The organism is Pseudomonas sp. MWU16-30317 (assembly GCF_020515695.1).
Lineage (GTDB): Bacteria > Pseudomonadota > Gammaproteobacteria > Pseudomonadales > Pseudomonadaceae > Aquipseudomonas.
Genome location: NZ_JAIWJA010000002.1, coordinates 285,741 through 299,036 on the forward strand (window position 1 = coordinate 285,741; position 13,296 = coordinate 299,036).

The window sequence follows — 13,296 nt, forward strand, 5'->3', positions numbered from 1 at the left end:
GCGAGCCTCATCCGTCAGCCACGGGGCTCTCAGCATGCAAGCGACGACCGAAATTCTGATGCAGCGCATTCACCGCGAGTTGCTCGACCACAGCGACGAGGAGCTGGAACTGGAACTGATGGAGGACGGCGAGGGGCTGGATGAGCTCTTTGATCACCACACCCCCGAGAGCCCGGAGAAGGCCGCGCGACGCTTTTATTTCCAGGAGCTGTTCCGCCTGCAGGGCGAGTTGGTGAAGCTGCAGAGCTGGGTGGTCAAGACCGGCCACAAGGTGGTGATCCTGTTTGAAGGGCGAGATGCGGCGGGCAAGGGCGGGGTCATCAAGCGCATCACTCAGCGGCTCAACCCGCGGGTCTGCCGGGTGGCGGCACTACCGGCACCGAACGATCGCGAGCGTACCCAATGGTATTTCCAACGCTACGTTTCGCACTTGCCGGCAGCCGGTGAAATCGTGCTGTTCGACCGCAGTTGGTACAACCGCGCGGGCGTCGAAAAGGTCATGGGCTTTTGCAACGACGACCAGTATGAGGAGTTTTTCCGCACGGTGCCGGAGTTCGAACGAATGCTGGCAAGCTCCGGCATCCAGCTGATCAAGTACTGGTTTTCGATCTCCGACCAGGAGCAGCATCTGCGCTTTTTGAGCCGTATCCACGACCCGCTCAAACAATGGAAGCTGAGCCCGATGGACCTGGAGTCGCGTCGGCGCTGGGAGGCCTACACCAAGGCCAAGGAAGTCATGCTCACCCGCACCCACATCGCCGAAGCGCCGTGGTGGGTGGTGCAGGCGGATGACAAGAAAAAGGCTCGGCTCAACTGCATCAATCATTTGCTGGCGCAGATGCCGTACGAAGAGGTCGAAACGCCGCGTATCGAATTGCCGCAACGGGAGCGGCAAGAGGATTACACCCGCACGCCGACGCCGCCGGAGTTGTTTGTGCCGTTGGTGTATTGAGGGCGCCGCGATCCCGATCAGCTCTTTTGTACTCGGGCCGATGCGTTGCGTGTCAGCAGATTGGCTAGCACCGAGAGGCCCGAGCAGAAGATGAAATACACCAGACCCACGAACAGGAAAATCTCGGTGGGATGCACCATCACCCGATTGCTCACCTGAGTGGCCACGAACGACAGCTCGCCGACGCCGATCACATAGCCCAGGGAGGTGTCCTTGATCAGCGAGACCCACTGGTTCAAAAACGAGGGCAGCATGATCGGTAATGCCTGGGGCAGTATCACTGAGGTCAGTATCTGCCCATTTCTCATGCCCAGCGCCTTGGCGGCGGCCCACTGTCCGCTGGGCAGGCTCATGATCCCGGCATATACCGAGTGAGCCAGGTAGGCGCCGCCGATCAGCGACAAGGCGCAGACCACCGTCGCGAGTGCGGGCACATCGACATGGAAGACGATGGGCAGCAGGAAGTAGCTCCAAAAGATCAGCATCAGCACCGGGATCGCCCGGAAAAAGCCCAGAAACGCTATCAGCGCCCAACGTGCGCGGCCCTTGATCACCACCATGGCGATGCCCAGAGCCAGGCCGATGATCGCCGCGGCGATCCCCGAGCACAGGCTCAGCACCAGGGTCAGGGCGGCGCCGCCCAGCGGGCCGTCGGGATAGGCGCCAATCAGCAGGTAACTCAGGTTGTCGCGGATAACCGAAAAATCCATGGCTCAGGCGGCCTTCTGACGATAGGCGGCGCTGCGCTGAATCAACACACCGACCACTTCGATCACGGCGATGGCGGCGATGTACAGCAACGTTGCGAAGCCGAACGCCTGGAAGGTCTTGAAGGTTTCGGTCTCGACCTGACGCGAGGCGTAAGACAGCTCGGCCAGGCCGATGGCCATCGCCAGGGACGAATTCTTCAGGGCGTTCATGTACTGCCCCAGCAACGGCGGCAGGGCGGTGCGCAGTGCCTGTGGCAGGATCACCGAGCGCCACACTTGCCCAGGCGTGAGCCCTAGCGCCAGGCCGGCGGCCTGTTGTTCCTTGCGTACCGAGGCGATGCCGGCGCGCAACTCTTCGGCGATAAAGGCGCTGGTGTACAGCGTCAGGCCCCAGAAGCCGGCAATGACTTCGAACGACGGCCATTCCAGCAGCCAGCCGCCAAGGCGCCATTCATGGGGGAAGTTGATCCAGGCAACGAAGTCTTCCGGCAACAGTGCCGAGACCCCGAAGTACCAGAAGAACAGTTGCACCAGCAACGGGGTGTTACGAAACAGCCCCAGGTACGCGATCGCCAGCCCGCGCAATGAGCGTGATAGCGATACCCGCCCCAGGCACACGACAAAGCCCAGCGCGGTCGCAGTCAGGCAGACCACCACGCTGAGCACCAGGGAGAGTTTGAAACCATCGAGCAATAGGTACAGGTATTGCGGTGCGAGCAATTCGCCGAACATAGCGGGGAGTCCGTTGGAAATCTGTTAGCGGCGCCTTTGGATTTGCGTTGCTGCACCGCGCACTTTTGCGAGCACGCTTTGCACCCACAGGTGGACGCCTGTGGGTACAGGTTGCGCGTTCGGCCGCGACGAGGCCATCAGCAGGGCTACAACCCCCTAGCCCTTGTCGCCAATCTTGTACAAGCGCGCCAGCGGCGTCTTGGTGTCGGGGCCGAACCAGGTGTCGTAGATTTTCTGCGCCTGGCCGCTGGCTTCGAGCTCGGTCAGGGTCTTGTTGACGAAGTCGGTGAGGGCCGTTTCGCCCTTGGGCAGCCCGACACCGATCAGGTCGTTGGAAATGGTGAAGGGCGGGACTTCGTATTTATCCTTGTCGGGCACGTTGGCCAGCAGGCCGATCAGTTTGGGGCCGTCCTGCGTGATGGCCTGCACGTTGCCATTGCGCAGTGCAGTAAAGGCAAATGGCGTATCGTCGTAGGCCACTACCTTGGCACCCGGGTATTTGGCCCGCAGCACGCCTTCGTTGACCGTGCCTTTGTCGACGCCGACCTTCCATTTGTTCAAGTCTTCCGGGTTCTTCAAGGTGCCTTTCTTGACGATGAACTGCTGTCCGGAAGCGAAGTAAGGAATGCTGAAGTTCACCTGCTCGGCGCGTTCCGGGGTGATGGTGAAGTTGGCCAGCACCAGGTCGACCTTGTTGGACACCAACAGCGGCACGCGGTTGGCCGGGTTGGTCGGTTGAACCTCGAGCTTTACCCCCAGTTTGTCGGCAATGGCCTTGGCGTAATCCACATCCAGGCCTTCGATCTGTTTGCTTTTGGCATCGACGAATCCAAACGGCGGATTACCGTCGAAAGAAGCGACCCGTAATACGCCGGATTTCTTGATGTCTTCCAGGCGATCGGCGTGTGCCAAGGTTGAAAGTACGGCGATAGCGATGGCAGTAATGGCAGTGAGTTTTTTCATAAGGCGTCAAGTCCCTGAGCGCTGGAAATTATTTAAGAAGCGGGCGCTGGCTTATAGGGATAAAGGGATTGGACCCTCGGGTTAGCGCCTCTGCGGGATGGATCGTTGCAGGTGTTCAAGGGGCAGGGAAATAAGTAATAACGCTAACTTATGCAAATTGGGTCTAGAATTTTTTATTCGTTTTCGAAATAACAAGCGGAATTTTTAGTATTTTAAGTGCCGTTTCCAGCTGGCTATAGTCTGCGGCCAATCAATAACGGAGCCGTACCATGGGTCGCGGATGGAAGAAACTAATCGTCGGTTTGAGCCTTGTAACATCAGTGGTTTTCTCCATGGCTTCGTTTGCCGAAACTGCACCTGACGAAGTTCGCTTCGCTTGGGCGGGTGGCCCGCGTACCTGGGTGCTGGGCAAGATCGACAAGTCATTCGATAAAGCCTTTGGTGCTCCGGTCAAATGGATTGCCTTTGCCTCTGGCTCCGATGTACTGAGCCTGTTCGCCGCCAATGAAATCGACATAGCGCGTTTCGGTTCCAGTCCCGCGGCTGCCGGTATCGCCCGTAATCTGCCGATCGAAGTGATTGGCGCACCGGAAATCATCGCCACGTCCGAGCGCCTGATCGCCCGCAAAGGCATCAACAACCTTAAAGATCTGGAAGGCAAGACCGTTGCCTATCCGGCAAACTCAACCGCGCAATATGCCTTTGAAGCCGCCATCAAGCTCAATCACGTCGATCGCAGCAAGATCAAGGCGCTGACCCTCAAACCCGCAGAAATCGTCGCCGCCTGGCAGCGTGGCGATATCGATGCGGCGTATGTATGGGGGCCATTCACCCAGCAGTTGGAAGCCGCCGGTGGCACACAGATCTTCGCCACCCAGGACCTGGCCAAACAGGGCGTGCTGATTTTCAACAACCTGGTGGTGCGCAAGGCTTTCGCAGATGCACACCCCGAGCTGGTGGTGAAATTCCTTCAGGTGTTCCAGGACAAGGTCGATCAGTACAAGAAAGACCCTGAAGGTTCGGCCAAGTTGATTGCCGAGCATCTCGATATCCCGTTCGCCACTGCACGCGATACTTTGGCAGGCGTGAAGTACCCCTCGATCAACGAGCAGCTGACGACCGCCTACCTGGGCAACAGCCAGACCAAGGCTGACTCGCAGATTGCCAAGGCCTACAAGGACACGGCCAATTTCCTTGTCGATATCGACGAGTTGCGTAAACGTGATGTGCCTGAGTCCTACGCGCCGCATATCAACACCACGTTCCTGGAACGTGCCGCCGCAGCCAAGTGAGTTTTCCATGTCCTTGATAAACGCAAAGGGGGTCGCTGCGGCGACACCCGATGCTGCGCATAACCCCTCTGCACGATCGGGCCGCCTGGCGGCCTGGTTGCAACAGTGGAAATTGCGTCTGATCAGCATCGCCGCCGTCGCTTTGGTGCTAGGGATCTGGCAACTGTCCAGCACCCTGGAGTGGGTCAATCCGACCCTGCTGCCGCCTGTGACGGAAGTGGCGACCACCGCCCTCGAACTGGTAGCCAAAGGTTACCGCCAGACACCGTTGTGGCAGCATTGGCTGATAAGCACAGCGCGCGCCTCGGCCGCGTTTGCCGCCGCCATTATTGTCGGTGTGCCGCTGGGCCTGGCGATGGGTCGCAATCCCTACGTGAATGCCGCGCTCAATCCTTTCGTGCAGTTCCTGCGGCCATTGCCGAAAATCGCTCTGGTGCCGCTGGTCATCCTGTGGCTGGGCATTGGCGAAGGTGGCAAGTTTTTCCTGATTTTCATCGCCACGGTGCTGAGCATCGTTGTCAGCGCGGCGGCGGCGGTACAAGGCGTCAGTGAGGCACGGATTCGCGCCGCACAGACGCTGGGCGCCAGCCGACGCAAGCAGTTTACCCATGTGATTCTGCCCAACGCCTTGCCGGAGATCATGACCGGCATCCGCCTCTCGGTGGGCGTCGGCTGGACCTCGCTGATCGCCGCCGAAATGGTTGCCGCCGACTCCGGCCTCGGCTGGATGGTCATCAATGCCGGCACCTACCTGCGCACCGATGTGGTCATGCTGGGCATCCTCATGCTTGGCCTGACCGGGGTGCTGTTCGATCTGGTCATCGTTACCTTGCAACGTCGATTCGCCCCCTGGGCCGGGAAGGATGTATGAGCACTCAGCACCGCATCAGCCTCACTTCGGTGAGCAAGCGCTTTGCCAGTCCTGGCCACGGCAAGCCTGATACCGAAGTATTGCGCAACGTTTCCTTATCCCTGGCCGATGGCGAGTTCGTCTGCCTGCTGGGGCCTTCAGGCTGCGGCAAGTCGACCATCCTCAACATGGTCGCCGGCTTTGAACACGCCGACAGCGGCGCCGTGCTGCTGGATGGCAAGCCCATCACGCAACCCGGCCCGGAACGCGGCGTTGTGTTCCAGCAGCCGACGTTGTTCCCTTGGCTGAACGTGCAGGAGAACATCGCCTTCGGCCCGCGGATTACCGATCAGCCCAAGGCCGCCTACCAGCAACAGGTCAACCACTACCTGGAGCAGGTGGGTCTCGTCGAGTTCGCCGATCACTACCCCTGGCAACTGTCCGGCGGCATGCGCCAGCGCGCGGCGTTGGCCCGTGCCTGGCTGCCCAATCCGGAAATCCTCTTGATGGATGAGCCCTTCGGCGCGCTCGATGCACAAACCCGCCTGGAAATGCAGGAGCTGCTGGTGTCGATCTGGGAACGCACGCGCACGACCATTCTGTTCGTGACCCACGATATCGATGAAGCGCTGTTTCTGGCAGATCGGATATTGGTGATGTCGGCGCGGCCGGGGGTGATCAGCGAAGAGTTGAAGGTCCCGTTCGAACGGCCGAGAACACCGGAGGATCTGGTGGCCGATCCGGTGTATGGCGGGTTGAAACGGGACATTTTGCACGTGTTGCGCCAGGAGGCGGGGAAGCGCGTGGCGGCGGGGCATTGAGCCGCCGCGTGATAGGTGAAGGCGGCCGGGTATCAGCATGCGACCCCCCTAGCGATTCAGCTCTTGGAGCGGTCACATTTTGGCGGTTTTCACTGCCTCCCTGAATGGCCTGGATCAGCTCGACCGTGCAGATGATACCCAAACGCACCCACTACAGGATTGCCAAGCCCGGGCGCATCACCTGGCCCGCAGGAACTCAGTGATACGGCGGTTGAACTCAGCGGGGCAAGACAAGTTGAACACGTGGCCGCTACCCGGCACCACGGCCAGCTCGGCTGACTTGATGGCGTCGCTGATCTCCTGTGCTTCGCCCAAAGGGCTCATGGCGTCGTTTTCACCCGCCAGCACCAAGGTCGGCGCGGTGATCTGGTCAAGTCGCTGGGTGATGTCGTAGAACTTCATCCCTTCGCACCAGTGGATATGATTGCGTGGCGCTTGCATGGCAGCTTGCGCGTGCCACGCCTGATACCATGCCAGCCCCGCTGGCGAATCCGCGAAGGCTTGGCCGACCAGATCCACCCAGCTCGACTTGAACCGTTTGACACACCCTTCAGGCTGGGTGATTGCCTCGATCCAGGTGTTGAGCATCTTTTGCCGAGGCAGCGTGGCCATCGACCTGAACGTAGCGGCGACAATCAGTTTATCGACTGCCTGGGGGTAGTCTGCAGCGATCTCGAGGGCAACCATGCCGCCCAGTGACAGCCCTACGAAAGCGGCGCTCTCGAGCCCCAGAAATTGCAAGAGTGCCACCATTGCCTTGGCTTGCTCACGTGCGGTCAGCACCCGCTTGACCGGCCCGGATGCACCGTGGCCCAGCAAGTCAGGGACAATCACTCTGTGGCCCAGGCGCATCAGTTCGACCACTTGCGGCGTCCAGGCCCGGCCGGTATTGCTCAGGCCATGCAGCAGCAGTATCGGTGTGCCTGCGCCTGCATCGAAGTAGTAGTAACGGTCGCCATCGTGCTCGAAAAATGTCATGGGTGTTTCCTAGTGGAGCGGTGTTCGGCGGTAATGTAACTTAACGTTAAGATATCTGAAAGGCGCAATGGTTCGAACGGCCTGTGAGGCCTCGGTGCGTCCTTTGAGCACAATGGAGTGGTAATGAAAGATCACGTTGATTTTGTGGTGGCCCAGTGGGCGCAGGTGATGCCAAGCATCGACGCCTCCTCGATGGAGATTTTTGGGCGGATGGCGCGAGTAGAAAAACACCTCGAGCGTGTGCGATCACTCGCCTTGGCGCCATTCGGGTTCAAGGAAGGCGAGTTCGACGTACTCGCCACATTGCGCCGCTCCGGAGCCCCTTACCGACTCACGCCCACCGAGCTCTATCGCTCGCTGTTGATCACCTCCGGGGCGATGACCAACCGGCTGGTCAGGCTTGAAAGCGCCGGTATGGTCGAGCGCATCAGCGATGAACGGGACCGACGCAGTGTGCAGGTAGCGCTCACTGACCTAGGCAAGGCGCTGATCGACGAGGCTGTCGTAACCCATACCGAGGTACAGAATAGTGTGCTCGCGCCACTGTCGGCCGAGCAGCGCATCACACTCGCGGGGCTGCTCAAGCTAGTACTGTCGAATCTGCCAGGTGAAAGTGCTCCAGTAGAATGATTCCGGACAACTCAGGAGGCGTTCCCCATGCTGCACAGCAACTATCTCAAGCAACTTGATCTGCAAGACATCGTGGTTTTCCTCAACTTGCTCGAGCAGCGTAGCGCCAAGCGAACCGCAGAACTGATGAGCGTCAGCCAGCCGACCGTCAGCTATTGCCTGAAGAGGCTGCGCGGCTGCTTTGACGACACGCTGTTTGCCTCCTCCCAAGGCGATTTGCTGCCGACCACCAAAGCCGAACGCATCGCGCCCTATCTGCGTGTGGTGGTGGAGTCGGTCAATCGCTGCGCCGAGCAGGAAATCGGCTGGCCTGCTGTCGACGTCAACAAGGTGTGGCAGATCTACGCGCCCGAGTACTTCGAACTGCTGGTATTGCCACAGGCTATGCACGCTTTGGGCACAGCACATCCAAATGTGTCTTTGCACCTGGAGCGCCTGGGCCGAGACTTGCCCATCGACCGGTTGATCAGCGGGGATGCCGACATCGCCATAGGGTTCGGACCGGGATATCACCAAATGCACCCGGAGGTTGAGTGGCAATCGATCCTCAACGACAAGTTTTTTTGCCTGACCAGCAATCCCGGGCATGGCGGCGCAGGGGCTATGACGCTGGATGAATTTTGCGCATCGCCGCATGTATTCCCTACGCCCTGGTTGTCGGAGAAAAACATGGTGGACGGCTGGCTCGAAAAGATCGGACGATCGCGCACTGTCCTGGCCCGGGCGAACGGGTACCAGGCCTGCGTCAACATCATTGCTGCCGTGCCTGCGACCCTGGCCCTTCCCGCACGCTTGCTGCCCTTGCTGCGTATCCCGGAAAACGTGATGGTCTGTGAAGCGCCCATGGGCTTCCCTACGTTTACTCTGGATATGATCTGGTCAAAAGATCGCAGCCGCAGCCAGAGTATCTCCAGCCTGAGGCAACTGGTCGCGCAGGCGTCAGTGCGACTGCTGAATACTTAGCGCAAGGCACATTTAAATTTTCCAGTCGCGTATCTAATTCTTAAAACCAGCCTCAACTGCTTTTCTCCTATTGTGTTTTCAACTGGTAGCGGTCGCTACCCGCGTCAAAATACCAATAGGAGAATGTTAGATGCTGGCCCAAGCTCAATCGCTGGTCTTCCCTTTTTATCGGCAGCCGACCCCCTGTTACGGGTTCGAATGCATTTATGCTGTCGATCCGAACCTGCGGGTGCTGACGTCCATCGGCACCGAGGAGTTGTACGCGGATCTCGCCCATAGCGGCGCAGTGATCTATCGGGACTTCGGCGATACGCTGCAGGATTTCAACGATTTCGTCAGTGCTCACTCCTCCCGAGTGACCTTCGATCCAGCCCGCAAGACGGCCACTGCCAACACCGCCGAAATCGATGCGGGTACCTATGAAATGGGCTTGCACAGGGAAAACGGCAGCCTGCCGTTCAACCCTGATCTGCAGTGGTTTTTCTGTCTTGAGGCGGCGTGCGTCGGATCTGAAACTACCCTGTGCGATGGCCAGAAGGTGCTGTTCGATCTGTCTGCCAGGACCCGCAAGCTCTTTGAAACCCGACCGATAAAATATGCTCGGCGTATTCCATGGAGCAACATAAAACGCTTTCTGAGTGTCGAGCTGCAATTGCCGATCGATGAAATAACCGATGACCATCTGGAGCGGGTGAATGGCGAGGTCCCAGGGCAACGTTACCGTCGCATTGATCAGAACCTGATTGAGTCCCAGCTGACCATTTCGGCCATGGCCACCAGTTGCTTTTCGGGTCGGCAGGCGTTCTGTAATTCAATGCTCGGCCCGAGCTTCAACTACGAGCCCCCACGAATCACCTGGGGCAATGGCGATGAAATCTCCCTGGATATCTGGGACGAAGTCAAAGACGTCACGGCCCGCAACACCTACAGCCATTTCTGGAAAAAAGGCGACATCGTGGTGATCGACAACACCCGCGTCATGCATGGTCGCCGTCGCCTGGACGATACCTCCCGGCGTATTTTCGGCGCGCAAAGTTATCGCGTTGGAGGGGCTGCGCAATGATCACTCAAAAACTGCAGGCCTATCTGGCCGGCACGCCCGATCGGGTCGTGATCAAGGAAATGAACGGGCGTGCCTATACCCTTCATGAGTTGCGCGATGATGCCGCACAGCTGGCGCAAGCGTTGCAGGCGCGTATGGGCAGCTGCCAGCGCAAGGTGTTCGGCATTGCCATGCGCTCGTGCTATGAGTGGGTATCGACGTTGCTGGCCATTCAGCAAGTGGGCGGGGTGTTGCTGCCGGTACCGATCGAGTTTTCCGACGACCAGATTGGCAGCCTGCTGGGCAAGGCCGCAGCGGTGTTTGTCAGCGACGACAAGACGGCACGTCGCCTGCAGCAGATTCTTCCGGACAAAGCGTGCTTCATTCCCGGCCAGCTAGTGGCGGACACCACGCGGCAACCCTGGCCGCAGGAGGATGAACGCCTCGACGCAGGTATCGTGTCGGTCATCCATACCTCAGGTACAACGTCCAAACCCAAAGGCGTACTGATCAGGGACGAGGCTGTGGGACTGCTGGTCGACAACGTGATGAAGCGCCTGCCGCAACAGCCGTTGCATTACTTCTCCATCGTGCCCATGAGCCTGCTGATCGAACAGGTGCTTGGTGTATTCATTCCGATCCTGTCGGGAGGCACCCTGACGCTGATGCCGGCAGGGGTCGCGGAGTACGGCTCGGCGAGCGGCAATGCCCGGCAGTACCTGGAATTGATCGCACCCAACGCGCCGAACTTTCTGTATTTGCCGCCGAAGTTGCTGGAGGAGGCCAACCTGCTGTTGGACAGTCACACCCCCCGGCAGCTGTTCGGCGGCAGTTTTCCGCACATCATCACCGGCGGTGCAAAGATACCGGTGTCGGTGTTACATGCACTCGAGGCCAAAGGCGTGCAGGTGTTCGAAGCCTATGGCCTGAGTGAAAACTCATCGATCATTTCGCTCAATTCGCCAGCGGAGCGCCAGCTCGGGTCGGTCGGCACTTTGCTGGAGGGTATCGAGCCCAGGTTCGTGGAGGGCGAGTTGCTGGTCAAGACACCCACGCTGTGCGCGGGTTACTACAACGCCGATGACACGGCGTGCGATCTTTCGGGCGGGTATCTGCATACCGGTGACATCGCTGAGCTGCGCGACGGATTTCTGTACATCACCGGGCGCAAGAAGCACGTGATCATTCTTTCCACCGCCCGCAATATTTCCCCGGAGTGGGTGGAGAACGTCTACAAGGAGAGCCCTCTGATCGATGACATGATCGTCATGGGCGAGGGCAAGGACGAGCCCTGCGCGCTGATCCTGTCGGCTGCGGACGAGTCGGCCGTGCGGGCTGAAATGGCCCATCTCGAGCACCGCCTGGCGGACTTCGCCAGAGTTCGACGCATCCAGGTGATCAGGGATATCTCGGGCTTTCGGGATCGGTTCTACACCGTCACCGGGCGGCCGCGCCGGGCAGAGATCGAAGCGCGTTTCCTTGAAACGCTGTACGCGTCGGCGTAAGGGGGGCTTATGTACATGATCCGCCATTTCTATCGGGGCCGGCCTGGCTACCGATGCTTGCAGGAGGCGGTGCGGGGGCACTACCTCAAACATTATGGAGCGACGCCGGAACCGGCGCCGGATCTGTTCCTGTGCTTGACCGAGGCCGATGGTGCTGCACCGGGGTATGCTTGCCTGGGCATCACCTATGGCGATACGGGCAAGCTGTTCAGCGAGTATTACCTCGATCAAGCGCTGGACCGGACCTACGGCCTGGAGCGCTCGCGTATTGTCGAGCTGGGTGCCTTGGCGTCATTTCGCACTGGCAGTGGTGCTGGCAAGTACTTGCTCAACGCGGCGATCAAGACCCTGATGCTGCACAACTATGGGCTGGTCGTGTGCACGGCTACCGGGGCGGTCAGGCAGATCCTCGATCAGATCGTGACCAATCTGGACGACCTGGGGCGCGCCGAGCACAGCCGCGTCAGAGATCCGCACGTCAATTGGGGGACCTATTACGACCAAGGTCCACGGGTGGTGGCATCGCAACTTGAGCCGTCGGCCTTCTGGGCGCACCTGCCGTGCGGCTTGATCCGGTCTCGCCACTTTGCCGTTCCGGCATCCGTCTAACGTCGTCATGCGCAGAATGAACTGCGCATCGGAGCTTTATCCATGGATAGCAACAAGCGTTACGAGAACTTCATCGTGTTCCTCGCGCCACTGATCAACAGCGTTGGCGGGATTGCCATTGATCTGTATGCGCCGAGTATTCCTTCCATTGGCCGGGAGTTGGCAGCCAGCCCGGCACTGATGCAAAACACCATCACCCTCACGTTGATCTGTTACGCCATCGGGCAACTGTTTTTCGGCATGCTGGCGGACGCCAGGGGCCGCCGGCCTGCGGTATTGCTCGGGTTGACGCTATTTCTTGCGGGCAGTGTCATGGCGGCGATGTCCGGGTCCATTGCCCTGCTGTTGGTGGCCCGAGCATTACAGGGCTTTGCCATTGGCGCCTGCCAGGTCGTTGCCCGCGCGGTATTGGTGGACACCGTCAAAGGCCCGCGATTCGCCGTGGCGATCATCTATCTGAGCCTGGCCTTCGGGTTGGGCCCGGTGCTGGCGCCCTACGTAGGGGGCGCGATCGAGGTGCATCTGGGGTGGCGCTACAACTTCGTGCTCTATGCGGTTTATGGTCTGGTGGTATTGGCGTTTGTCCTGGCCGGGCTCAAGGAGTCGTTGGCCCCTGCGCAGCGAAGGAGCCCATTGCAGACGCTGGCCGGTTACGGTGCGATTCTGGGGGATGCACGCTTTCGCTCGTCGGTCACCCTGCTAGGGGCGAGTTTTTCCGCCTTCTTGCTGTGGAACGTGATCGGGCCCTACATCGTGCAGGATCGCCTGGGGCACAGTGCGCAGTATTTCGGCACCACGGCGCTTGGCGTGGGTGCTTGCTACTTGACCAGCACCTTGCTCAATCGATTTTTGATTCGCGTAGTGACGTCGGACACGCTGATGTGGGCGGGCACCCTGATGTTCGTGGCGGGGGCGGGTGTGATTGCCTCGTCGGGCGATGAGCTGAACCTGTCGAGGGTATTGGCCGGCATCATGTTGATCGCCTTTGCCCAGGGCTTCATCTTTTCCAACGCCATGGCGCGCTCCATGTCGTTGTTTCCTGATCGGGCGGGCGTTGCCGCCAGCCTGCAAGGGTGCTTGATGCTGGCGTTCGGTTCGGCTGCCTCGGCGTTGGCGAGTGTGTTGCCGTTGCACACCAACCTGGCGATCGGCGGGGTGTTCGGCGTGCTGTTCCTGGTGTCGCTGACCGGGATGGTGTCGCTTCGCAGGACGCGGCTGGCCGATTCGCCGGGGTTCGGCACTTAGACCT

Annotated in this window: 14 protein-coding genes; 10 read left to right on the forward strand and 4 right to left on the reverse strand. The window is 59.7% G+C overall.

The window, feature by feature from the left end; all coding sequences use genetic code 11:
• Positions 1-34 precede the first annotated feature (34 nt).
• A complete protein-coding gene (gene ppk2 / locus LIX93_RS06030) occupies positions 35-952 on the forward strand; it encodes a polyphosphate kinase 2 (RefSeq protein WP_226503106.1) in 918 nt (305 codons plus the stop codon).
• 17 nt (positions 953-969) lie between these two features.
• Here ppk2 and LIX93_RS06035 read toward each other — a convergent pair whose 3' ends face one another.
• The 3 genes from LIX93_RS06035 to LIX93_RS06045 all read right to left on the reverse strand — a co-directional run bounded on the left by LIX93_RS06035 (position 970) and on the right by LIX93_RS06045 (position 3,357).
• Positions 970-1,662 carry an amino acid ABC transporter permease gene (locus tag LIX93_RS06035; RefSeq protein WP_226503107.1) on the reverse strand — a complete coding sequence of 231 codons (693 nt, stop codon included), beginning with the start codon at positions 1,660-1,662 and terminating at the stop codon, positions 970-972.
• A 3-nt stretch (positions 1,663-1,665) separates the two neighbouring features.
• Positions 1,666-2,394 (reverse strand): amino acid ABC transporter permease, encoded by a 729-nt coding sequence (locus LIX93_RS06040; protein ID WP_226503108.1) that lies wholly within the window; start codon positions 2,392-2,394, stop codon positions 1,666-1,668.
• 156 nt (positions 2,395-2,550) lie between these two features.
• Positions 2,551-3,357 carry an ABC transporter substrate-binding protein gene (locus LIX93_RS06045; protein WP_226503109.1) on the reverse strand — a complete coding sequence of 269 codons (807 nt, stop codon included), beginning with the start codon at positions 3,355-3,357 and terminating at the stop codon, positions 2,551-2,553.
• A gap of 332 nt (positions 3,358-3,689) precedes the next feature.
• Between LIX93_RS06045 and LIX93_RS06050 the strand changes: the two genes are divergently transcribed.
• The 3 genes from LIX93_RS06050 to LIX93_RS06060 are packed head-to-tail and all read left to right on the forward strand — an operon-like array spanning position 3,690 to position 6,320.
• Complete coding sequence (locus LIX93_RS06050) at positions 3,690-4,649, forward strand: ABC transporter substrate-binding protein (protein ID WP_226503110.1); 960 nt, start codon at positions 3,690-3,692, stop codon at positions 4,647-4,649.
• A 7-nt stretch (positions 4,650-4,656) separates the two neighbouring features.
• A complete protein-coding gene (locus LIX93_RS06055; RefSeq protein WP_226503111.1) occupies positions 4,657-5,520 on the forward strand; it encodes an ABC transporter permease in 864 nt (287 codons plus the stop codon).
• Entirely contained in the window at positions 5,517-6,320 is an 804-nt protein-coding gene (locus LIX93_RS06060) for an ABC transporter ATP-binding protein (protein WP_226503112.1), read from the forward strand. Before LIX93_RS06055 ends, LIX93_RS06060 begins: the two co-directional genes overlap by 4 nt.
• 177 nt (positions 6,321-6,497) lie before the next feature.
• Here LIX93_RS06060 and LIX93_RS06065 read toward each other — a convergent pair whose 3' ends face one another.
• Positions 6,498-7,298, reverse strand: coding sequence for an alpha/beta hydrolase (locus tag LIX93_RS06065; protein WP_226503113.1), 801 nt, complete (start codon positions 7,296-7,298; stop codon positions 6,498-6,500).
• A 123-nt stretch (positions 7,299-7,421) separates the two neighbouring features.
• Between LIX93_RS06065 and LIX93_RS06070 the strand changes: the two genes are divergently transcribed.
• The 6 genes from LIX93_RS06070 to LIX93_RS06095 all read left to right on the forward strand — a co-directional run bounded on the left by LIX93_RS06070 (position 7,422) and on the right by LIX93_RS06095 (position 13,292).
• Positions 7,422-7,928 carry a MarR family transcriptional regulator gene (locus tag LIX93_RS06070; protein WP_226503114.1) on the forward strand — a complete coding sequence of 169 codons (507 nt, stop codon included), beginning with the start codon at positions 7,422-7,424 and terminating at the stop codon, positions 7,926-7,928.
• A gap of 27 nt (positions 7,929-7,955) precedes the next feature.
• Positions 7,956-8,891 carry a LysR family transcriptional regulator gene (locus LIX93_RS06075; RefSeq protein ID WP_226503115.1) on the forward strand — a complete coding sequence of 312 codons (936 nt, stop codon included), beginning with the start codon at positions 7,956-7,958 and terminating at the stop codon, positions 8,889-8,891.
• A 130-nt stretch (positions 8,892-9,021) separates the two neighbouring features.
• Positions 9,022-9,954, forward strand: coding sequence for a TauD/TfdA family dioxygenase (locus LIX93_RS06080; protein ID WP_226503116.1), 933 nt, complete (start codon positions 9,022-9,024; stop codon positions 9,952-9,954).
• Positions 9,951-11,438 (forward strand): AMP-binding protein, encoded by a 1,488-nt coding sequence (locus LIX93_RS06085; protein WP_226503117.1) that lies wholly within the window; start codon positions 9,951-9,953, stop codon positions 11,436-11,438. The genes LIX93_RS06080 and LIX93_RS06085 overlap by 4 nt, the downstream gene beginning before the upstream one ends.
• Before the next feature lie 9 nt (positions 11,439-11,447).
• A complete protein-coding gene (locus LIX93_RS06090; RefSeq protein ID WP_226503118.1) occupies positions 11,448-12,047 on the forward strand; it encodes a thermostable hemolysin in 600 nt (199 codons plus the stop codon).
• 42 nt (positions 12,048-12,089) lie between these two features.
• Positions 12,090-13,292: a multidrug effflux MFS transporter gene (locus tag LIX93_RS06095; protein WP_226503119.1), complete on the forward strand. Its 1,203-nt coding sequence runs from the start codon at positions 12,090-12,092 to the stop codon at positions 13,290-13,292.
• The last annotated feature ends 4 nt before the right edge of the window (positions 13,293-13,296 follow it).